Raw genomic sequence first — 20,706 nt, forward strand, 5'->3', positions numbered from 1 at the left:
CCGTCCCCAGAGCTGCCGTCCCCAGTGCTGCCGTCCCCAGTGCTGCCGTCCCCAGTGCTGCCGTCCCCAGTGCTGCCGTCCCCGGTCGAATTCCATTTCGACCATGTTTCGTCCCGTCCGACAAGAGACAGGGCGGACAGGACACGTCCTTATCCAGGCTTCCGCCGGCACCCGGCCCCATGAACCAGGAAACGAAATCTTGATGGCAATCCGGTTCCCGTCGATCTCACCCGTGGCCTGGCTGACGATCGAAAGGGTGACGCAACAAGGGTTGTGGCTGATTCTGTTCGCCATTCTGGCGCCCATCCTCGGTCCGCGTCCCTATGGATTATTTTCGATCGTAATGGTCTTCGTCGGCTTCTGCGAATGGATCCTGCTTGAAGGCGCCGCCGAGGCGCTGGTGACCGTCAAGGACCTGGAAAGCGATCACATCAACACCTCGAACCTCGTCAGCATCGGCATATCACTGGCCTTCGCCGCATTGATGGGCGTCTCGGCGCCCTGGCTGGGCGATGCATTTCATGACAACGAAATGAAATGGGTGATCTGGGTCCTGCTGCCCATGCCGCTTCTGTCGTCCCTGTCGGCGCCGCCGATCGCGGTCTTGAGGCGATCGATGGAATACAAGGCCCTGGCGATCAGGTCGGTACTGGGACTGACGATCGGTGGCGTCTTCGGCATCATCCTCGGTCTTTTGGGGTTCGGGGTCTGGGCATTGGTGCTGCAAGTCTTGACGCAGCGTCTCGCCGAACTGACGGTTGCGTGGATCGCGGTATCGGTCCGGTTTGGTTGCAGATGGTCGGTTCGCCACTTCCATGACCTTCGGCCTGTCGCGGTCAACGTGTTGATGGCACGCATGGCGAGCCTGGTCACCGGCCAGTTCCCCCGCATCGTGCTCGGTTACGTTCTCGGCCCCACGGACGTAGGACTGTTCTCGCTGGCCAACAGGCTCGTCGACGTCATCGTCCATACGAATGTCATACCGCGTACCGAGGTCGGACGCATCGAGTTGCGCTCGGACGAGCCCGGCACGCCCGAGTTCGAAAGGCATTTCCTGAAAGTCCTGCAGAACGCGTCGATCCTGTCGTTTCCTTGCTTTTTGGGCGCGGCCGCGATCGTTCCGGACCTGTTTGAGCTGTGGCTCGACCATCGCTGGCAACCTGGCATCGTGCCGACCCAGCTTATGCTGCTGACCGGGTTGCCGCTGGCGATATTCTACAGCCTGGACGCGGCTCTTCTGGCGGCCAACCAATCCTCGGTATTCCGTAAGATCGCGCATTGGCAAGCCGTGACGCTGGCGGTGACCGTGGTCTGCGCGGCACCGTTCGGACTGACCATGACCTGCCTGGCCCTGGCGATCCGGCCGTGGGTCGTCATGCCGGTCTTCCTGGTCATGTTCGGCCGAGCCTGTCGCATCTCCCCGTTCGCCGTGGCACTGCCGCCGTTGCAGTCGCTGGCGGGCGCGGGCCTGATGGCGGTCTTCTTAAGGCTGCCGGTCTTCCATCCGAATTGGCTAGGTCGAGCCCCCGACATGCTTCTGCTGATCGCCATAGGGCTGATGTTTTACGGGACGTATCTCTATCTCTTCGCGCGCCGGCAGTTGCGGGACTTCATCGCCGACGTCGTCGGCCACAGAGCGCGGTGACCGGCGCCGCCTATTCCACCGTCACCGACTTCGCCAGGTTCCGCGGCTGGTCCACGTCCGTGCCTTTCAGCACCGCGACATGATACGCCAGCACCTGTACCGGGATCGCGTACAGGATCGGCGCCACGAACGGATCGACCGCGGGCAGCACCACCGTCTCCGCCGCGATCCCGCGCAGCTTCGCCGCACCGGCTTCGTCGCTGAACACGATCACCTGCCCGCCGCGCGCCGCGGCTTCCTGCAGGTTCGACGCGGTCTTCTCGAACAACGGCCCTGACGGCGCGATCGCGATCACCGGCACGGCCGGGTCGATCAGCGCGATCGGACCGTGCTTCATCTCGCCGGCGGCATAGCCCTCGGCGTGGATATAGCTGATCTCCTTCAGCTTCAGCGCCCCCTCCAGCGCGATCGGGAAGCAGTTGCCGCGGCCCAGGAACAGCACGTCCCGCGCCTTGGCGACGCGCTTGGCAAGATGCTGGATGGCGGCGTCGTTCTCCAGCACCTCGGCGGCGCGGCCCGGCACTTCCAGCAGCGCCGCGGTCATCGCCGCTTCCCTGGCCGCATCGATCGCGCCGGTCGCGCGCCCGGCGGCCAACGCGAGGCAGGCGAGCACCGACAACTGCGCCGTGAACGCCTTGGTGCTGGCGACGCCGATTTCCGGGCCGGCGACCGTCTCCAGCACCGCGTCGCTCTCCCGCGCCATGCTGCTTTCCGGGACGTTCAGCACCGACAGCACCGTCTGCCCCTGCTCCTGCATATAGCGCAGCGCGGCCAGCGTGTCGGCGGTCTCCCCGGACTGCGAGACCAGCAGGCCCAGCCCCCCTTGCGGCAGCGGCGGCGTGCGGTAGCGGAACTCGCTGGCGACGTCGCCGTCCGAAGGGATCCGCGCCACCGCCTCGAACCACCAGCGGCCCACCAGCCCGGCATAGAAGGCGCTGCCGCACGCGCTCATGGTGATGCGCGGCACCTGGGCGAAATCGATCCCCAGGTCCGGCAGCGCCACCTCCCGCGTCGCCGGGTTCACCATACGATGCAGCGTATCGCCGATCACCGCCGGGTGCTCGTGCAGCTCCTTCTCCATGAAATGGCGGAAATTGCCCTTGCCGATCGCCGCGCCGGTCATGCGCGTCAGCTTCACCTCCCGCTCGACCGGGTTGCCGTCCATGTCGAAGAAGCTGGCGCCGTGCCGATCGACGACGGCCCAGTCGCCGTCGCGCAGATAGGCGATGCGGCGGGTCAGCGGCGCCAGCGCCAGCGCGTCGGAGCCGACGAACATCTCCTCGTCGCCGAACCCCACCGCGAGCGGCGCGCCGTGCTGGGCGCCGACGATCAGTTCGGGATGGCCGGCGAAGATCATCGCCAGCGCATAGGCGCCCTCCAGCCGCCGCAGCGCCTTGCCCGCCGCCTCGACCGGCGGCATCCCGCGCTTCAGGTACAGGTCCACGAGCTGCGCGACCGTTTCGGTGTCGGTCTCGGTGCTGAACTCCTGCCCCTCGGCCTCCAGCTCCGCGCGCAGCTCGGCATGGTTCTCGATGATGCCGTTATGCACCAGCGACACGCGGGCGGTGCCGTGCGGATGGGCGTTGCTTTCGGTCGGCGCGCCGTGCGTGGCCCAGCGGGTGTGGCCGATCCCGATCGCCCCGGTCAGCGGCCGGGCGTCGAGGGACGCGGCGAGGTTGTTGAGCTTGCCCTCGGCGCGGCGGCGGTCGATATGGCCGTTGACCAGGGTGGCGATGCCGGCGCTGTCATAGCCGCGATATTCCAGGCGGCGCAGCGCCTCCAGGACGATCGGTGCGGCCTCGCGCGCGCCAATGACTCCGACGATCCCGCACATGTCAGCCCTTGTCCTTTCTCATTAACGCTCGGCCTGGCTTCTGCACCTGCCGCTGGCGCGCGATGGCGAGTGCGTCCGGCTCGACGTCGTCGGTGATCACGCTGCCGGTGGCGACATAGGCGCCGTCGCCGACGGTGACGGGTGCGACCAGCGAGACGTCGGAGCCGATGAACGCGTCGGCGCCGATCGTCGTGCGGTGCTTGTGGTGACCGTCGTAGTTACAGGTGATCGTCCCCGCGCCCAGGTTGGTGCGCGCGCCGACGGTCGCGTCGCCGACATAGGTCAGGTGGTTGGCCTTCACCCCTGCCCCCAGGTGCGACGCCTTGATCTCCACGTAGTTGCCGACGTGGACGTCGTTTTCCAGGACCGCGCCGGGGCGCAGCCGCGCGAACGGGCCGATGATGCTGCCGGCGCCGATCGTCGCGCCCTCGATATGGCTGAAGGCCCTGATGGTGACGTTGGACGCCACCTTGACGCCGGGGCCGAAGACCACGTTCGGCTCGATCGTGACGTCGGAGGCGAGTTCGGTGTCGGCGGACAGGAACACGCTGGCGGGATCGACCATGGTCACGCCCGCATCCATCGCCGCGGCGCGCAGCCAGGATTGCAGGACCGCTTCGGCCTTCGCCAGTTCGGCGCGGGAGTTGATGCCGGCAAGCTCCGCCTCCGGCGCCTCGACGGCGCGCACCGGCCGGCCGGCGGCGCGGGCGATGGCGATGACGTCGGTCAGGTAATACTCGCCCTTGGCATTGTCGTTGCGCACCGCGCGCAGCCAGCGCGCCATGTCGCCGGCGGCGGCGCACATCACGCCGGCATTGCACAGGGTGATCGCGCGTTCGGCTTCGCTGGCATCGGCGTATTCGACGATGCGTTCGACCATGCCCTGCCCGCCGGTCACGACGCGCCCATAGCGCGCCGGATCGGCCGCCTGGAACGCCAGCAGCGACAGCCCGTCCGCGGCGCCGCCGGTCAGCAGGCGGCGCATCGTCTCGGGCCGGATCAACGGGTTGTCCGCGTACAGCACCGCGACCTTGCCGTCGCCGAACTGCTCGACCGCCTGCAGCGCGGCGTGCGCGGTGCCCAACCGGTCGTGCTGCACGACACAGGCATGCGGCGCGGCTTCCGTCCGGACCGCATCCATGTCGGGCCCCAGGACGACGACGACCCGGTCGAACACCTGCTCGCAACTGGCCAGCAGGTGGCGCAGCATCGACCGACCCGCCAACCGGTGCAGCGTCTTCGGTAATGCCGACTTCATCCGCGTACCCAGTCCGGCGGCCAGGACAATGGCGGTCGCTTGCATGATCGGTCCCAGAATGCCTACGCTAATCCCTACTGTCCTGGCGTAGCGGCCGGGATGAAGCCGCGTCAATCTTTACCGTTATGCAATTGCTTCAATTCAAGTTTCGGAGTGCTACCCGGTGCCGCGAACCCTGCTGCTGGACCTCGACGGCACGCTGGTCGATACGGTCCCGGACCTGGAAGCGGCGCTGAACCGGCTGATGGCGAACCGGGGCCTGCCGGGCTTCACCACCGCCGAGGTCAAATCCATGGTCGGCGACGGCGTGGTCGCGCTGGTCGGCAAGGCCTTCGCGGCCCGGGGCGGAGCGCCGGACGCCGCGGCGGTCGGCGATTTCACCGCGGATTATCAGGGCCATGTCGCCGTCGGCAGCCGGCTGTACCCGGCCGTGCCGGAAACGCTGGAGGCACTGGCGGCCGCCGGCTGGACGCTGGCCATCTGCACCAACAAGCCCGAACGCCCGGCCCGCGCACTGCTGCAGACGCTGGGCCTGATGCCCCTGATCGCGGCGGTGGGCGGCGGCGACAGCTTCCCGGCGCGCAAACCCGATCCATCCCACCTTCTCGCCACGCTGGGCCTCGTCCACGGCTGCGTCGAACGGACGGTGATGCTCGGCGATCACCATAACGACATCGTCTCCGCCCGCGGCGCCGGGGTTGCCGGCATCTTCGCGGCCTGGGGCTACGGCGCGCCGGGCATGGAGACGGGCTGCGCCGCGATCGCGCACGACATCCGCGAGGCCGCCGCCATCGCCGAACGGCTGGTGCCCACGGGGTGAAGGTGCGGGGTGAGGGCGATTTTCGTTTTGACGGGATTGGGCTAGCCTGCCGCGCCACGAATAACAGGAGGAAACGATGGACTTCACCGGCAAGGTTGCGCTGATCACCGGCGGCGGCAATGGGATCGGACGCGCGGTCGCCTCGGGCTTCGCGTCGCGCGGCGCCAAGGTCGTCGTGGTGGACCGCGACCAGGCGGCCGGCGAAGCGACCGTCGGCATCCTGCGCCAGCAAGGGTCGGACGCGCATTTCGTCCCCGCCGACGTGACCAAGTCGGCCGACGTCCAGAATTACGTCAAGGCGACGCTGGACAAGTACGGTGCGATCGACTGCTTCCACAACAATGCCGGCATCGAGGGCAATGTCGCGCCCACCTGGCAATATGATGAAGACCTGTTCGACCGCGTCATGGCGGTCAATGTCCGCGGCGTGTTCCTGGGCATGCGCCATGTGCTGCCGGTGATGATCAAGCAGGGGCGCGGGTCGGTGGTGAACACCGCTTCGGTCGCCGGCCTTGTCGCCTCGCCCGGCATGTCGGCCTATGTGGCGTCCAAGCACGCGGTGATCGGCCTGACCAAGACGGCGGCGGGCGAGGTCGGACGCGCGGGCGTGCGGGTCAACGCCGTCTGCCCCGGCCCGATCGACACGCGGATGATCCACGCGCTGGAGTCGTTGCTGAACCCGGACGATCCGGCGTCGGTCGGCAAGGGCTACCAGAACAACATCCCGATCGGGCGCTATGGCACCGCGGAGGAGATCGCCAACGTGGTGCTGTTCCTGTCGTCCGACCTGGCGGGCAACATCACGGGCGCGCAATATGTCGCCGATGGCGGGCGTACCGCGACCGGCGGCGCCGTGACCAACAACATGATCCGCTGATGAAGACCGTCCGCACGCCTGTCCTGGAGATCGCCTACCTGGAGGCCGGCCCGTCCGATGGGCCGGTGGCGATCCTGCTGCATGGCTGGCCGTCGGACGTGCACGATTACGACGGGGTGATCGGCCCGTTGGCCAAGGCCGGGTTCCGCGTGCTTGTGCCATGGCTGCGCGGCTATGGCGCGACGCGGTTCCTGTCCGCCGATACGCCTCGCAGCGGGCAGCAGGCGGCGCTGGGTGCGGATGTGCGCGACTTCATGGACGCGCTGGCGATCCCGGACGCCATCCTGGTCGGCTACGACTGGGGCGGCCGTGCGGCCTGCGTCGTCGCGGCGCTGTGGCCCGAACGGGTGCGGGGGTTCGTGGCGATTACCGGGTATGGGATCCAGGACATCCCGGGTGCCTCGAACCCGGTCGCGCCGGACCGGGAGTATCGTTACTGGTATCAATGGTATTTCCATACGGACCGCGGCGTCGCCGGCCTGACGCAGAACCGCCTGGAGCTCACCCGGCTGCTGTGGCGGCTGTGGTCGCCGAACTGGGACTTCGACGAGGCGACGTTGCAGGCGACGGCCGCGAGCTTCGACAATCCCGATTTCGTTGCCGTGACGATCCAGTCGTATCGGCACCGGTACGGCAACGCGCCGGGCGATCCGGCCTATGACGCGCTGGAGGCGCGGCTGGCGGCGCGGCCGGCGATCCAGGCCCCGACGATCATCCTGCACGGGATCGACGACGGCGTCGGCCCGCCCGACGGTTCCCGGCCGCGGGACGGGCTGTTCACGAACCTGATCGAGCGGCGCGACCTGCCCAAGGCCGGGCATTTCCTGGCGCGGGAGAACCCCGACGACGTCGTGCAGGCCGTGCTGCGGCTGCGGTCGCCGGCATGAGAGCGGCGCGTCATGGCCGGACGTCCCCCCGCCATGGTCATTTCGGAACCAAGGAAACCTTTCCATGAAAATCACCCCTTCCGGCCGGACCCTCGGCGCTCGGATCGAGGGCGTCGACCTTTCCACCCCGCTTTCGGACGCCGATTTCCGGACCGCGCTGCGCGCCCTGGGCCAGTACGGCGTCTTGTGCTTCCCCCGCCAGACCTGCGGCGTCCCGGCCTTCGCCGATTTCGCCCGCCGGTTCGGGGAGCTGGAGATCAACGTCGCCAATCTTTATTTCGAACGCGACTTTCCCGAGATCATGATCCTGTCCAACATGATGGGATCGGACGGCAAGCCGCTGGGGCTGAACGACGCCGGCCAGGGCTGGCACACCGACATGTCCTATAGCAAGGACATCGCGCTGGCGAACGTGCTGCACGCCCAGAAGGTGCCGATGCGCAACGGCAAGTCCCTCGGCGAGACGCAGTTCCGCAACATGCATGCCGCCTATGACGAGTTGCCGGAAGAGATGAAGGCGAAGCTCGAAGGCCGCTCCGCGACGCACGACTTCGAGAAGTTCTGGGAGGTGATGCGCACCCGCCCCGGCTCCCGCCGCGCCAAGCTGACGCCGGAGCAGAAGGCGAAGAAGCCGCCGGTGTCGCAGCCTTTGGTGCGGGTGCATCCGCTGACCGGGCGCAAGGTGCTGTATGCCAACCCCGGCTATACGATGTCGATCGACGGGATGGACGAACTGGAGAGCGGGCTTATCCTCGATTACCTGTTCCGCCACCAGGAGCGCGCGGATTTCCTCTACGCCCATCATTGGGCCGAGGGCGACGTGCTGATGTGGGACAATATCGGCACCGTCCACAACGCCGTCGCCGACTACATGCCGTATGAACATCGGTATATGCGCCGTGCTCAGGTGATGGCGACGCTCGACTATCCGGCGCTGGTTGCCTGAGATGGCGGTCTTCACCGGCAAGCGCATCGTCGTGACCGGCGGCGCCGGCGGGATCGGGATCGAAACGGTGCGCACCTTCATGGACGAAGGCGGGCACGTCATCATGTGCGACCGCGACGAAGCCGCCCTGCTGCGCGCGCAGGACGAACTCGGCAAGGTGCGCCTGGGACTTTACCGATCCGACCTCGATACGCCCGAGGAATGCGCCAAGGTCGTCGAGGCGGCGGGGGCGCCTGTCCATGCACTCGTCCATCTGGCGGGCGTGTTCGAGCGGGACGCACTGGACCCATCCGATCACGGCGTGTGGAACCGGGCGATCGCGGCCAACCTGACGAACGCGTACGACATGGCCGTGGCGTTTTCGACGCGCTACGACCAGCGGGAGCCTGCGCGCATCGTGCTGGCCAGTTCGATCGCGTATCGGCGTGGCAGCGCGGAGCGTGTGCCTTATGCCGCGGCGAAAGGCGGCATCGTCGGGCTGACCCGAGCGTTGTCGCGCAAATTGGCGCCGGGAGTGCTGGTGAACGCGGTGGCGCCTGGCGTGATCGAAACGAAAATGGCCGAACCGATCATCTCGGAACGCGGCGAGGACTACCGCAAGGAAATCCCGCTGGGCCGCTTCGGCAAGCCATCCGAGGTCGCGTCGGTGATCCGCTTCCTGTGCTCGCCCGACGCATCGTATATCACCGGCCAGACCATCACGATCGATGGCGGCATCACCAACGCCTAAGGGGGAAACATGGCGCGTTTGACGGGAAAGATCGCCTGGGTGACCGGTGCCGGGACCGGTATCGGGGAAGCCGCTGCCCTGGCCCTGGCCGAGGAAGGCGCCACCGTCATCCTGACGGGCCGTCGCCCCGCCCCGCTGGAGGACGTCGCGCGGCGCATCAACCAGACCGGCTCGGCGCATGTCCAGCCGGCCGACCTGACCGAGAAGGGCCAGGTTCGTAAGGTTGGAGACTATATCAAGTCGACGTTCAACCGGCTGGACATACTGGTCAACAACGCCGGGATGAACATCGTCGAACGGCACTGGGACAAGCTGACGCCGGAGAGCATCGACCTGATGCTGGCCGGCAACCTGTCGGGCGCGTTGTATTGCGTGACCGTCGCCCTGCCCTTCATGCGCGCGCAGCAGGACGGGCTGCTGATCCACACCGCCTCGATGGCCGGACGCTTCATCGGCGGCGTCAGCGGGCCGATCTATACGGTCGCGAAACACGGCATCGTCGCGATGAGCCACGGGCTGAACATGCAGGAATGCGTCAACGGCATCCGCTCGACCGTGTTCCTGCCCGGCGAGGTGGCGACGCCGATCCTGGACAAGCGGCCGAACCCGGTCGGGCCGGAGGTGCGGGCGCGGATGGTGCAGCCGGCGGATTGCGGGGACCTGATCCGCTATATCGCCTGCCTGCCCAAGCACGTGGTGATGAACGAAGTGCATCTGTCGCCGACCTGGAACCGTGGCTACGTGGCGGCGCTGCAGCGGCAACTGTAACCGCGGCGGCGGCAGCCGCCCCACCCCGCGTCAGACCGGTCCCGATTCGACCTGATTGTGCATTGCCGGTCGGCTGTGCAACATTCCGCCTGTCGAAAAGCACGACGACGCGGGAAACGAGACGCGCCATGTTAGACGAGAAGCAAATCAACTGGGTCAGACAGTTCACCGGAATTGATCCGACCCGTAACGATCCCGTCCACGACGGCTCCCATGATCCCGCTGGCGATCCCGCTGGCGATCCCGCTGGCGACCCCGCTGGCGACCCCGCTGGCAAACCCGGTCCGGCGCCCATGGCCAACAACGCCGCGCCCTTGCCGTCTGCATCCGGACCGACGCCTGCCGGCGGCGGCGCCAATCCGACGGAGGCGGATCCCGCCCAGGCGATCGAGCAGGCCCTGTCCGAATTGCAGCAGGCAAACCAGCGTCTCGTGACCCACGGCCTGCCCGCCAAGGCCGGCGAGGAACAGGTCGCAAAACTGCGTGGCCGCGAACCGACGGCCGCCAAGGCCGGTGCGAAGGCGCAGCAAGCGCTGTTGAAAGACATCGAGACGGCGCGCGACGCGGCCCGCAAGGAAGCCGACCTGCTGACCGAGATCACCGCGATCCTGGCCGACGCCGACGCGCAGGCGGCCCAGTTGCAGGCGGACGGGCTGCCGGTCGGCCAGGTCACCGACACGATCGCGGGACTGCGCAAGCGCATGGCGGCCGCGGCATCCGGCGGGGTGGCGGCGCTGACCAAGTTCCGCGGCGCCGCCGCGCAGATGCGCGACCGCATCAAGGGCGACGCGGACAAGCAGCGGACCGCCCAGACCGGCGGTGCGGTCGATGCGATCAAGGACCTGCGGGACACCGCGTCCGACCAGATCGACCAGATCACCGATGGGACCGCGAAGGATCCGCTGGTCAAGGACCTTGCCGCACTGAACAAGATGATCGACGCCCTGCAGCAGCAGAAGGATCCCGCAAAATTCGCCCCCGCCCGGGATGCCGCCGACGCGGCTGCGCGGGCGCTGCTGAAGCAGACCGCGGCGGCAAGTCCCGACAAGAAAAAGGCGAAGACGGCGCTGCGTGGCGCATACCAGAAAGCGTTGAAGGAGCGGTACGGGATCGACCTGGGCGGCAACAAGGACCAGACCGCCGAACATATCGACCTGGAACAGGTCTACGAGACGCTGGAAAGCATGCCGGTCGGGCATGTGGCGCACAAGAAGATGAAGAACATCACCTATACGGCACGGCTGCGCTCCGGCAATCACGGCATCGGCATGTATAACGGCGCCGGAATGGAACTGGGCGAGATCGAAGGCGACACCGACGGTTATCGCGATCCGACCCATCCGAAGGAGAAGCCGCAGGTGCCCCGGCTGGCGATCACGGTCCTGCACGAGCTTGGCCATTCCGTCGACGGACGATGGGGGATCATGGACGGCGATATCAGCAAGGACGGCTATGGCGGCTGGCGCTCGTTCTCCGGCCTCGAGGCCGTCGCGCAGGAACTTGCGGCCGTGTATCTCAATGGCGGCCAGGCCGGCGGCGCGGACACCGATGCGCTGGTGAAGGCGATCGTGGCCGTCATCAACAAGCGGACCGATATCGAAGTCCCCGAGGACATGCAGGATCCGGCCGCCCGGAAAAAGTTCGAGGCGTTCCTGCACCGTTGCGGAAACATCATGAGCGAGGATTTCAACGGCCGCGGCTTCTCGTTCAGCAACGGCCATTGGCACAGCTATTCCCGCACCGTCCGAGCGAAGACGCAGGTGACGAATTACCAGTGGTCGGCGCCGGGCGAATGGTTCGCGGAACTCTATGCCATGACCTGGTACCTGAAGCGCGACCCGCCTTCGGACATCGACCCGAAGGTGAAGCTGTATCTCTACAGCTCCAAGACCGGTGGTGCGGGGCCCGGCGCCCCTGGCCAGCCGGGGGCATAGGCCATGTCGCTTCTGCTGGATGCCAAGGCAATCTGCCAGGGATGCGGGACCGCGATGCCATCCCGGCTGGCCGCCAGCGTGAACGCGGACCGGCGGCCGGACCTGCGCGAAGGCATCCTGGCCGGCGCCTTCCAATCCGAGACCTGTTCCGGCTGCGGCGCCGAACTGCGCCTGCCGCTGCACCTGAGCTACATCGACAACCGGCGGGGGCAATGGATCCTGGCCGAGAGCGCCGACATGGCCCCCGATTGGCGAACCGTGGAGGCGGAAGCCCGGTCGATCTTCAACGACGCCCACGGCCCCGACGCGCCGCCGGCCGCGCAGGAGCTGGGCCGGGGCCTGGTGCCCCGGATCGTCTTCGGCTGGGCGTCGCTGCGGGAAAAGCTGCTGGCGCGGGATCTGGGCCTCGACGACGTCACGCTGGAACTGACGAAGGCGGTCATCCTGCGGGAGATCCCCGACGCGCCCTTGGCGGACCAGAACGAACTCCGCCTGACCGGCGCGGACGACGAGCAACTGCACCTGGCCTGGATCGAAAGCGCGAGCGAAACGGAACTGATGGGCTTGTCGATCCCCCGCGACGCGTATGACGCGATCGACGCCGATCCCGAACCCTGGACGACGCTGCGGGGGAACTTCGCCGACGCGTATTTCGTCGATTTGCGGCGCCTGTTCCTCGCGGAGCCTGAAGGCCAGAGCGCGATGACCGGAGGCGGAACGTCGCAGGTCTGAATCGCGCGATCAAACGAACAGGCGCGATGACCGAAGGCGGAACGTCGCAGGTCTGAATCGCGCGACCAAACGGACAGGCGCGATGACCGAAGGCGGAATTGCCGCAGGTCTGAATCGCGCAATCAAACAAGAACCTGAAGCATGATGACTGAGCGGCAGCGAAGTCATCCTGCGTCAGGGGCGGTCAGCCTCCCTCCAGGCGCGGGATGAAGAACACCTCCGCCCCCGGCGGCACCGGCTGGAAATAGCCGGTCTCGTGCAGCTCTCCGTTGATGGCGACGTTCGTCTCTTCCTCCAGGTGGTGCATCAGGCCCGGATACAGCGCGTCCATCGCCCGCAGCACACCGCGGAGGTTCTTCGCCTCCACCTCGAACTCCCGCACGCCGTTGGTGTAGCGGCGCGCGAAGCCCGAGGTGAAGACGACGCGTGCCGTCATTACGACGACAGCGCGGCCAGCACCCGCGGCGGAGACATCGGCAGCTCCGTCATCCGCTTGCCGATCGCGTTCTCCACCGCGCAGGCGATCGCGGCCATCGGCGGGCAGATATTCGCTTCGCCGACGCCCTTGGCGCCGTATGGGTGGACCGGGTTCGGCACCTCCACCATGATCGTCTCGATCATCGGCAGGTCGGAGGCGACCGGGCAGCGGTAGTCCAGGAACCCCGGATTATCGAGCTGGCCCTTGGCGTTATAGATGTATTCCTCGTTCAACGCCCAGCCGATGCCCTGTACGACGCCGCCCTGCATCTGGCCCTCGACATAGGACGGATGAATCGCCCTGCCGACGTCCTGGGCGCAGACGGCGCGCAGGATGTCGACGCGGCCCGTCTCCGGGTCCACTTCCACGTCGAAGAACTGCGCGCAGAAGCCCGGCGCCTGGCCGCCGGCATTGGTGCCGGCGGACGCGGTGATCGGTCCGCCCGTCGCCGCCGCCTTGGCCGCGAGTTCCTTCAGCGTCAGCGGCTTGAAGTCGCCGACATTGGAGCCCGCCGGCTTGGCGCAGCCGTCTTCCCACACCACGCCTTCGGGGTCGACGTCCCAGATCATCGCGGCACGCTTGCACAGGTCCTTGATCGCGCTGCGCGTCGCGGTGACGACGGCGATGCCGGTGGCGAAGGTGACGCGCGAGCCGCCGGTGACATGGGTATAGCCCACCGACCCGGTATCGGCGACGATCGCGCGGACATTGCTGTAGTCGACGCCCAGCGTCTCGGCCGCCATCAGCGCCATCGACGCGCGCGACCCGCCGACATCCGGGCTGCCGGTCGCCACCAGGACGGTGCCGTCGGCGTTCACCTGGATCGTCGCCCCGGACTCGCCGCCGCCGTTGAACCAGTAGCCGCAGGCCACGCCCCTGCCCTGGTTCTTGCCCAGCTTCGCCTTGTAGCCGGGGTGGTTGTAGAGCGCCTCCAGCGTCTCCCGGAACCCGGCATGGGCGTGCTTCGGCCCGGCGATGGTGGGCGCGCCGATGCCGGCGACGTTCTTGATCCGCAGTTCCAGCGGGTCCATCCCGATCGCCTTGGCGCACATGTCGATCACGCTTTCCGCCGCGAAGCCCGCGATCGGCGACCCGGGCGCGCGATACGCCGCCGCCTTCGGCCGGTTCGACACGACGTCGTAGCCGACCGCGTGCTGGTTCGGGATGTCATACGGCGCGAAAGCGCACAGGCAGCCGTTCATCACCGGCGAGCCGGGGAACGCACCTGCCTGGAACTTGAACACGCCATCCGCGGCGGTGATCCTGCCGTCCTTCTTGACGCCGATCTTCACCCACATCGACGCGCCGGACGTGGGGCCGGAGGCGCGGAAGACGTCCTCGCGGCTCATGTTCAGGCGCACCGGCAGGCCGGCCTTGCGCGACAGCATCGCGGCGACGGGTTCGAGGTACGTGACCGTCTTGCCGCCGAAGCCGCCGCCGATCTCGGCCGGGGTGACGCGGATGTCGCCCAGCTTGGCGCCGAGGATCTGCGCGGTCAGCGCCCGCATGGTGAAATGGCCCTGGCTGGAGGACCAGATCTCGATCTGCCCGTCCGCCTCGGCCTTCGCCACGCAGGCATGCGGCTCGATATAGGCCTGGTGGACGGCGGCGGTCTTGAACTCCTTCTCGATGACGACGTCGGCCTCCTTGAAGCCCTTCTCGACGTCGCCGATGGCGAATTCCAGCTTCTTGGAGATGTTGGACGGCTTGGTGGGCGCCGGGTCCATGCCGCGGGTGATCATGTCCTCGAACAGCAAGGGGGCGTCCGGCTTCATGGCGTCGTCGACGTCGATGACGTGCGGCAGGACCTCGTAATCGACCTTGATCAGCGCGGCGGCCTGTTCGGCGATCGAAGCGCTGATCGCCGCGACGGCGGCGATGGCGTGGCCTTCATACAGCGCCTTTTCCCGCGCCATGATGTTGCGGGTCACGTGCCAGAAATTCACCGCCACGCGTTCGGGGCCGATATAGTCGAATTTCTGCTCCGGCAGGTCCTTCGCGGTCACCACGGCCTTCACGCCGGGCAGCTTCTCGGCGGCCGAGGTGTCGATCGATTTGATCCGAGCATGCGCGTGCGGGGAGCGGAGGACTTTCCCGAACAGCATCCCCGGCAGCTTCAGGTCCGCGCCGTACAGCGCTCGGCCCGTCACTTTGGGCACGCCGTCCGGACGGATCGGGCGTGTGCCTACCCATTTGAAACGCTTGACTGATTCGGTGACGATCGTTGAATCGTTCACGAGGTTTCTCCCTTCCGAGGCTCTCCGGTTGCCGGAAGAATCCTCCAGGCGCAGGCCCTTGGCAAGGGTGCGCACCCTCGATTCCAAGCGCTATTCCCATTTGAAAACAGCGCTTTACGGACGGTCAAAGCGGCAGCGGCCCGTCGGTCTTGACCTCGTTCATGACGAAGAAGGTGCGGACCTGGCGCACCCCCGGCAGGGCGATGATGCGTTCGCTGTGCAGGCGGTTGAACGCCGGCATGTCGCGGACGCGGATGCGCAGGAAGTAGTCGACGTCCCCGGCGACCAGGACGCATTCCAGCACCTGGTCCATGGCGCGGACGGCGGCTTCGAACGCGGCGAAGCTCTCGGGCGTGGAGCGGTCCAGCACCACGCCGACGAAGACCAGCGTGCCGCAGCCGATCGCGTCGGGCGCCAGCAGGGCGCGGACGGTGCGGACGACGCCGGTGCGGAACAGGCGCTTTGTGTGGGTCCAGCAGGCGGCGGCGCTGAGCCCGACCTCGCGCGCGAGGTCGGCGTTGGAGATGCGGCCGTCGCGCTGGAGGGCGCGGAGGATTCGGCGGTCGAGGGCGGTCAGGTCGGCGGGTGCGGCGTTGGGCATGAAGATTCTTCGGGGCAAGCCGATTGAAAGAATGATCTCTTCATAATCTGGCACGATTTACAAATCGATCGGCTATTTCGGACGTGCGATTACGAAGCACCTCAGGCGCCGAACCGGTTATTGAGACGGTCCGTATCCCCTGCCATCGGAGCCCGCCATGTCCCTCGACCTCGAAAGCCGCTTTCCCCGCGTCAAGCTCGGTTTTTGGCCCTCGCCGATCCACAGGCTGGCGCGGCTGTCCCAGGACCTCGGCGTCGAAGTCTGGGCCAAGCGCGACGACGTGTCCTCGGGGCTGGCGTTCGGCGGCAACAAGGTGCGCAAGCTGGAATGGCTGGCCGCCGACGCGCTGGCGCAAGGCTGCGACACGCTGGTGTCGATCGGCAACATCCAGTCCAACCACACCCGCCAGGTGGCCGCCGTCGCCGCCGCGCTGGGCCTGAAATGCCGGCTGGTGCAGGAGGAATGGACCCGCTGGGAGGACCCCGTGTACGACAAGGTCGGGAACATCCTGCTTTCCCGCCTGATGGGCGCCCAGACGGTGCTGGAGGGCGAAGGCTACTCCACCGCGGTCAAGGAGACCTGGGAGCGCGCGCTGGAGCAGGTGCGCCGCGAGGGCGGCAAGCCCTATGCGATCCCCGCCGGCGCCTCCGACCACCCGCTCGGTGGTCTTGGCTATGCCCATTTCTGCGACGAATTGGCCCGGCAGGAGGAGGAGCAGGGCATCTTCTTCGACACCGTGGTGATGGCGACCTGCACCGGCTCCACCCAGGCCGGCATGGTGGTCGGCTTCGCGGCGCAGGACCGGGAACGGCGCCTGATCGGCATCGACACCGCCGCCGACGCCGCGATGACCCGAGCGGCGGTGACCAAGATCGCGCGGGCGACGGCGGAGCTGGTGGGATTGCCGCGCATGATCTCGGACAACGCGATCGAGATCGACCCTCGCTTCGCCGGTCCCGATTACGGCCTGCCGGACGAGCCGACGATCGCCGCGATCCGGATGGCCGCGTCGCTGGAGGCGATGCTGACGGACCCGGTGTACGAGGGGAAGTCGATGGCCGGGCTGATCGCGATGGCACGGAACGGGGAGATCCCGGCCGGGTCGAAGGTGCTGTACGTCCACCTGGGCGGCGCGCCAGCGCTGAACGCGTATCACAACGCGTTCGCGTAGGGGCACGGGCCCCTTCTCGCCGTGGCGGGCACAGGCGCGCCATGACGAGACATCCCTCCAGGCAGGGACTTGAACCTCGGTCCCACTCATGTCCAATTGGGCCACCGAACCGAGGAAAACCAGGAAACGTCATGGCAACCAAAACCGCTTTCGGCCGCATCTTTCCACCGCGGGAGGGCTGGCTCGCCAAGGCGCCCGCCGAACCGATCATCGACGCCGGCCTGCCGATCATCGACACCCACCACCACCTGTGGCACCGCACTTCCCAAGGCAGCGGCGAATCCTGGGAAGTCCCGTCGTTCCGCTATCTGCTGGAGGAATTCCTCGCCGACTGCGCCACCGGCCACAACGTCGTCGGCAGCGTCTTCCTGCAATGCCACTCGATGTATCGCGCGTCCGGTCCGGTGCAGATGCGCCCCGTCGGCGAGACCGAGTTCGTCGCCGGCATCGCCGCCATGAGCGACAGCGGGCAGTACGGCAAGACGAAGGTCGCCGCCGGCATCGTCGGCTACGCGGACCTGACCGCCGGCGACTGGGTCACCCCGGTGCTGGAGGCGCATATCCGCGCCGGCGGCGGCCGGTTCCGCGGCGTGCGCCACTCGGCGGGGTACGACGCCGATCCGGTCATCGGCAATTCCGCGCCCGACATGAAGCCCGGCCTCTATCTCCGTCCGGATTTCCGGGAAGGATTGAAGCGCCTGAGCGCTTTGGGCCTGTCGCTGGACGCGTGGGGGTTCCACCCGCAGATCCCCGACATCACCGACCTCGCCCGCGCCTTCCCCTACACCACCATCATCACCGGCCATTGCGGCGGCCCGCTGGGGTATGGCCGCTATGCCGGCAAGCAGGACGAGGTCTTCGCCGACTGGAAAAAATCCGTCACCGACCTGGCGAAATGCCCGAACGTGACGATGAAGCTGGGCGGGATGATGATGCGCCTCGCGGCATACGACTACATGGGGCTCGACGCGCCGCCGTCGTCCGAACAGCTTGCCGCGCATTGGCGCCCGTATGTGGAGACCTGCGTCGAGTTGTTCGGCGCCGATCGCTGCATCGCCGAGAGCAACTTCCCGGTCGAGAAGATGGGCATCGGCTTCGCCGCCCTGTTCAACGCGCTGAAGCGGCTGACGGCCGGCTGCTCCGCCGACGAGAAGGCGGCGATTTTCGCCGGCACCGCGCGGCGCGTGTATCGTCTGGATTGCTGACGGGCGGCAAAATGCGCTAGGTCCGCCGTTTCCACCACCGGACGGACACGATGCGTTTCGACGACGATGCGACGCTGCTGGAGTTGGCGCGCACCTACCATACGCCGCTCTATGTCTTCGACGAGGCGACGATCCGGGCGAAATGCGCGCAACTGAAGGCGGCGATCACCTATCCGAACCATCGCATCCGCTATGCCTGCAAGGCGCTGACCTTGCAGGCGGTGCTGAAGATCATCCTCGACGAGGGGCTGTGGATCGACGCGTCCTCCCTGAACGAGGTGCACCGCGCCCTGCGCGCCGGCTTCAACCCGGCCGAGATCTACTACACCGGGGAAGGCGCGACCCGTGAGGTCTACGGCTTCCTGGTGGAGCACGGGATCCTGATCAACTGCACCTCGATCGACCAGATCCGCCTGCTGGGATCGATCCGGCCCGGCCTTCATTGTTCCATCCGGATCAATCCGGGCGAGGGCCATGGCGAGACCACCAAGACCAACACCGGCGGTCCCAGCAGCAAGCACGGCATCTATTTCGACCAGATGGAGGAGGCGAAGTCCGTCGCCGCGTCATTCGGCATCCGACTGGTCGGCGTTCACTCCCATATCGGATCCGGAACGGACCTGAAGCACTGGCTGACGATCAAGGACAAGACGCTGGCGATCGCCGAGGCGTTTCCCGACCTGGAATTCGTCAACCTCGGCGGCGGCCTACCGGTGGTCTACAACCCGGCGACCGACAAGCCGATGCCGCTGCGCGAATGGGGGGCGGCGCTGTCGTCCAGCATGGCGGCGTTCTCCGCCAGGCTGGGTCGCGACATCCGCCTGTTCATCGAGCCGGGTCGTTTCGTTGTCGCCGAAAGCGGGCTGCTGCTGGCCGAGGTGCAGGCGATCAAAGAGACGCCGGGGTATCGGTATGCGATCGTCAATACGGGACATAACCACAATATCCGTCCTGCGATGTACGGCAGTTGGCATCCGATCCGGTTCATCGCGCATGACGGGCGCGCCCCCGGCCCGCAGGAGGACTATGTCGTCGCCGGCTATCTGTGCGAGTCAGGCGACGTCTTCACCGTCACCGCGGATGGGACGCTGGCGCCCCGTCCCTTCCCCCGGCTCGCGATCGGGGACCTGATGGTGATGGGTCATGTCGGGGCGTACTCGCATGCGATGAAGAGCGAGTACAACTCGATGAACCTGCCTGCGTCGGTGCTGATCGACCGAGCGGGAAGGCCGGTGGTGATCGAACGGCGCGGGACGCTGGCGGACATCATGCGGCGGGAGGTGGAGGCGTATTCGGAAGGGCGCGGAGAGATGGTTTCGTCCGAGACCGGTTTGCATTCCCCCTCACCGTCATGACGAGGGCACCCATGCGGGGGCATGGGGCCGCCAACGATCAGAACGCCGAAATCCCCGTCTGCGCGCGGCCCAGGATCAACGCGTGCACGTCGTGCGTCCCTTCGTACGTATTGACCGTCTCCAGGTTCATCACGTGGCGGATCACGTGGTACTCGTCCACGATCCCGTTGCCGCCGTGCATGTCGCGCGCGACGCGGGCGATCTCCAGCGCCTTGCCGCAGTTGTTGCGCTTCATCAGGCTGATCATCTCCGGCGCCGCGTCGTGCGCGTCCATCAGCCGGCCCAGCCGCAGCACGCCTTGCAGGCCCAGCGTGATCTCGGTCTGCATGTCCGCAAGCTTCTTCTGGATCAACTGCGTCGCCGCCAGCGGGCGGCCGAACATCATCCGTTGCAGCGTGTACTCGCGCGCCGCGTGCCAGCAGAACTCCGCCGCGCCCAGCGCACCCCAGGCGATGCCGTAGCGCGCATTGTTAAGGCAGGAGAACGGGCCGCGCAGCCCCTTCACGTTCGGCAACTGGTTCTCTTCCGGCACGAACACGTCCTGCATCATGATCATGCCGGTGACCGAGGCGCGCAGCGAGAACTTGCCTTCGATCTTCGGCTGCGTCAGGCCCTTCATGCCGCGTTCCAGGATATAGCCCCGGATATCGCCTGCGTCGTCCTTCGCCCAGACCACCAGCACATCGGCGATCGGTGCGTTGGTGATCCAGGTCTTCGATCCGTTCAAAACGAAACCGCCATCGACCTTCTTCGCCCGCGTGCGCATCGACGCCGGATCCGAACCGGCATCCGGCTCCGTCAGGCCGAAGCAGCCGACGAATTCGCCGGCACGGAGTTTCGGCAGATACTTCTCTCGTTGCGCCTCCGACCCGAAGGCGTAGATCGGGAACATCACCAGCGACGACTGGACGGAAAATGCCGAGCGGTAGCCGGAATCGACGCGTTCGACCTCGCGGGAAATAAGGCCGTAGCTGACGTAATTGACGCCGGCGCAGCCATAGCCTTCCAGCGTCGCGCCCAGGAAGCCCATCTCGCCGAACTCGTTCATGATCTCGCGGTCGAAATGTTCCTTCCGGTTCGCCATCAGCACGCGGGGGAACAGCTTCTCCTGGCAGAACGCATGGGCGGCGTCGCGGATCGCGCGCTCGTCCTCGGTCAGCGCGCTGTCGAAGCGCAGGGCGTCATCCCACGCGAACGGCGTGAAATGGCTGGCCGGACGCTTGATGGT

The 20,706-nt window shown here is 67.0% G+C and carries 18 protein-coding genes; 12 read left to right on the top strand and 6 right to left on the bottom strand.

What is annotated here, in order from left to right:
• The first annotated feature begins 202 nt into the window (after positions 1 to 202).
• Positions 203 to 1,645: an oligosaccharide flippase family protein gene (locus VHB27_RS04320; protein WP_325597698.1), complete on the top strand. Its 1,443-nt coding sequence runs from the start codon at positions 203 to 205 to the stop codon at positions 1,643 to 1,645.
• Positions 1,646 to 1,655: 10 nt separating this feature from the next.
• Here VHB27_RS04320 and glmS read toward each other — a convergent pair whose 3' ends face one another.
• Positions 1,656 to 3,479: a glutamine--fructose-6-phosphate transaminase (isomerizing) gene (gene glmS / locus VHB27_RS04325; protein ID WP_325597699.1), complete on the bottom strand. Its 1,824-nt coding sequence runs from the start codon at positions 3,477 to 3,479 to the stop codon at positions 1,656 to 1,658.
• Between the two features lies 1 nt (position 3,480).
• Positions 3,481 to 4,782, bottom strand: coding sequence for a bifunctional UDP-N-acetylglucosamine diphosphorylase/glucosamine-1-phosphate N-acetyltransferase GlmU (gene glmU / locus VHB27_RS04330; protein WP_325597700.1), 1,302 nt, complete (start codon positions 4,780 to 4,782; stop codon positions 3,481 to 3,483).
• Between the two features lie 118 nt (positions 4,783 to 4,900).
• Here glmU and VHB27_RS04335 point away from each other — a divergent pair, with 118 nt between their 5' ends.
• The 8 genes from VHB27_RS04335 to VHB27_RS04370 all read left to right on the top strand — a co-directional run bounded on the left by VHB27_RS04335 (position 4,901) and on the right by VHB27_RS04370 (position 12,431).
• Positions 4,901 to 5,557, top strand: coding sequence for an HAD family hydrolase (locus tag VHB27_RS04335; protein ID WP_325597701.1), 657 nt, complete (start codon positions 4,901 to 4,903; stop codon positions 5,555 to 5,557).
• A 76-nt stretch (positions 5,558 to 5,633) separates the two neighbouring features.
• Positions 5,634 to 6,434, top strand: a complete 801-nt coding sequence (locus VHB27_RS04340) for an SDR family NAD(P)-dependent oxidoreductase (RefSeq protein WP_325597702.1) — start codon at positions 5,634 to 5,636, stop codon at positions 6,432 to 6,434.
• Positions 6,434 to 7,321, top strand: a complete 888-nt coding sequence (locus VHB27_RS04345) for an alpha/beta fold hydrolase (protein ID WP_325597703.1) — start codon at positions 6,434 to 6,436, stop codon at positions 7,319 to 7,321. Before VHB27_RS04340 ends, VHB27_RS04345 begins: the two co-directional genes overlap by 1 nt.
• 64 nt (positions 7,322 to 7,385) lie before the next feature.
• A complete protein-coding gene (locus tag VHB27_RS04350; RefSeq protein ID WP_325597704.1) occupies positions 7,386 to 8,267 on the top strand; it encodes a TauD/TfdA dioxygenase family protein in 882 nt (293 codons plus the stop codon).
• Position 8,268: 1 nt separating this feature from the next.
• On the top strand, positions 8,269 to 8,997 hold the full coding sequence (locus VHB27_RS04355; RefSeq protein WP_325597705.1) for an SDR family NAD(P)-dependent oxidoreductase: 729 nt from the start codon (positions 8,269 to 8,271) through the stop codon (positions 8,995 to 8,997).
• Between the two features lie 9 nt (positions 8,998 to 9,006).
• The gene (locus tag VHB27_RS04360) at positions 9,007 to 9,765 is read left to right on the top strand and encodes an SDR family oxidoreductase (RefSeq protein WP_325597706.1); all 759 of its coding nucleotides are present in this window, start codon (positions 9,007 to 9,009) and stop codon (positions 9,763 to 9,765) included.
• Positions 9,766 to 10,058: 293 nt separating this feature from the next.
• Positions 10,059 to 11,699, top strand: coding sequence for a hypothetical protein (locus tag VHB27_RS04365; protein WP_325597707.1), 1,641 nt, complete (start codon positions 10,059 to 10,061; stop codon positions 11,697 to 11,699).
• Positions 11,700 to 11,702: 3 nt separating this feature from the next.
• Complete coding sequence (locus tag VHB27_RS04370) at positions 11,703 to 12,431, top strand: CpXC domain-containing protein (protein ID WP_325597708.1); 729 nt, start codon at positions 11,703 to 11,705, stop codon at positions 12,429 to 12,431.
• 184 nt (positions 12,432 to 12,615) lie between these two features.
• On the opposite strand, the gene VHB27_RS04375 is transcribed toward VHB27_RS04370, so the two are convergent.
• The 3 genes from VHB27_RS04375 to VHB27_RS04385 form a co-directional block, all read right to left on the bottom strand.
• Positions 12,616 to 12,867 (bottom strand): hypothetical protein, encoded by a 252-nt coding sequence (locus tag VHB27_RS04375; RefSeq protein WP_325597709.1) that lies wholly within the window; start codon positions 12,865 to 12,867, stop codon positions 12,616 to 12,618.
• Positions 12,867 to 15,146 (bottom strand): xanthine dehydrogenase family protein molybdopterin-binding subunit, encoded by a 2,280-nt coding sequence (locus tag VHB27_RS04380; RefSeq protein ID WP_325597710.1) that lies wholly within the window; start codon positions 15,144 to 15,146, stop codon positions 12,867 to 12,869. Before VHB27_RS04380 ends, VHB27_RS04375 begins: the two co-directional genes overlap by 1 nt.
• Positions 15,147 to 15,270: 124 nt before the next feature.
• Entirely contained in the window at positions 15,271 to 15,747 is a 477-nt protein-coding gene (locus VHB27_RS04385) for an Lrp/AsnC family transcriptional regulator (protein ID WP_325597711.1), read from the bottom strand.
• A 157-nt stretch (positions 15,748 to 15,904) separates the two neighbouring features.
• Here VHB27_RS04385 and VHB27_RS04390 point away from each other — a divergent pair, with 157 nt between their 5' ends.
• From VHB27_RS04390 to lysA, 3 genes are all read left to right on the top strand, one after another.
• Positions 15,905 to 16,918 (top strand): 1-aminocyclopropane-1-carboxylate deaminase, encoded by a 1,014-nt coding sequence (locus VHB27_RS04390; protein WP_325597712.1) that lies wholly within the window; start codon positions 15,905 to 15,907, stop codon positions 16,916 to 16,918.
• A 131-nt stretch (positions 16,919 to 17,049) separates the two neighbouring features.
• Entirely contained in the window at positions 17,050 to 18,123 is a 1,074-nt protein-coding gene (locus tag VHB27_RS04395; RefSeq protein WP_325597713.1) for an amidohydrolase family protein, read from the top strand.
• A 50-nt stretch (positions 18,124 to 18,173) separates the two neighbouring features.
• Entirely contained in the window at positions 18,174 to 19,478 is a 1,305-nt protein-coding gene (gene lysA, locus VHB27_RS04400) for a diaminopimelate decarboxylase (RefSeq protein ID WP_325597714.1), read from the top strand.
• A gap of 37 nt (positions 19,479 to 19,515) precedes the next feature.
• Here lysA and VHB27_RS04405 read toward each other — a convergent pair whose 3' ends face one another.
• Positions 19,516 to 20,703: an acyl-CoA dehydrogenase gene (locus VHB27_RS04405; RefSeq protein WP_325597715.1), complete on the bottom strand. Its 1,188-nt coding sequence runs from the start codon at positions 20,701 to 20,703 to the stop codon at positions 19,516 to 19,518.
• Positions 20,704 to 20,706 lie beyond the last annotated feature (3 nt).

It is taken from the genome of Rhodopila sp., assembly GCF_035548235.1.
Taxonomy (GTDB): domain Bacteria; phylum Pseudomonadota; class Alphaproteobacteria; order Acetobacterales; family Acetobacteraceae; genus Rhodopila.

Excerpts from the sequence above, each read along its gene's own strand:
- VHB27_RS04320 (WP_325597698.1), top strand. The coding sequence starts at position 203 with ATGGCAATCCGGTTCCCGTCGATCTCACCCGTGGCCTGGCTGACGATC.
- glmS (WP_325597699.1), bottom strand. The coding sequence starts at position 3,479 with ATGTGCGGGATCGTCGGAGTCATTGGCGCGCGCGAGGCCGCACCGATC.
- glmU (WP_325597700.1), bottom strand. The coding sequence starts at position 4,782 with ATGCAAGCGACCGCCATTGTCCTGGCCGCCGGACTGGGTACGCGGATG.
- VHB27_RS04340 (WP_325597702.1), top strand. The coding sequence starts at position 5,634 with ATGGACTTCACCGGCAAGGTTGCGCTGATCACCGGCGGCGGCAATGGG.
- VHB27_RS04345 (WP_325597703.1), top strand. The coding sequence starts at position 6,434 with ATGAAGACCGTCCGCACGCCTGTCCTGGAGATCGCCTACCTGGAGGCC.
- VHB27_RS04350 (WP_325597704.1), top strand. The coding sequence starts at position 7,386 with ATGAAAATCACCCCTTCCGGCCGGACCCTCGGCGCTCGGATCGAGGGC.
- VHB27_RS04355 (WP_325597705.1), top strand. The coding sequence starts at position 8,269 with ATGGCGGTCTTCACCGGCAAGCGCATCGTCGTGACCGGCGGCGCCGGC.
- VHB27_RS04360 (WP_325597706.1), top strand. The coding sequence starts at position 9,007 with ATGGCGCGTTTGACGGGAAAGATCGCCTGGGTGACCGGTGCCGGGACC.
- VHB27_RS04365 (WP_325597707.1), top strand. The coding sequence starts at position 10,059 with ATGGCCAACAACGCCGCGCCCTTGCCGTCTGCATCCGGACCGACGCCT.
- VHB27_RS04370 (WP_325597708.1), top strand. The coding sequence starts at position 11,703 with ATGTCGCTTCTGCTGGATGCCAAGGCAATCTGCCAGGGATGCGGGACC.
- VHB27_RS04375 (WP_325597709.1), bottom strand. The coding sequence starts at position 12,867 with ATGACGGCACGCGTCGTCTTCACCTCGGGCTTCGCGCGCCGCTACACC.
- VHB27_RS04385 (WP_325597711.1), bottom strand. The coding sequence starts at position 15,747 with ATGCCCAACGCCGCACCCGCCGACCTGACCGCCCTCGACCGCCGAATC.
- VHB27_RS04390 (WP_325597712.1), top strand. The coding sequence starts at position 15,905 with ATGTCCCTCGACCTCGAAAGCCGCTTTCCCCGCGTCAAGCTCGGTTTT.
- VHB27_RS04395 (WP_325597713.1), top strand. The coding sequence starts at position 17,050 with ATGGCAACCAAAACCGCTTTCGGCCGCATCTTTCCACCGCGGGAGGGC.
- lysA (WP_325597714.1), top strand. The coding sequence starts at position 18,174 with ATGCGTTTCGACGACGATGCGACGCTGCTGGAGTTGGCGCGCACCTAC.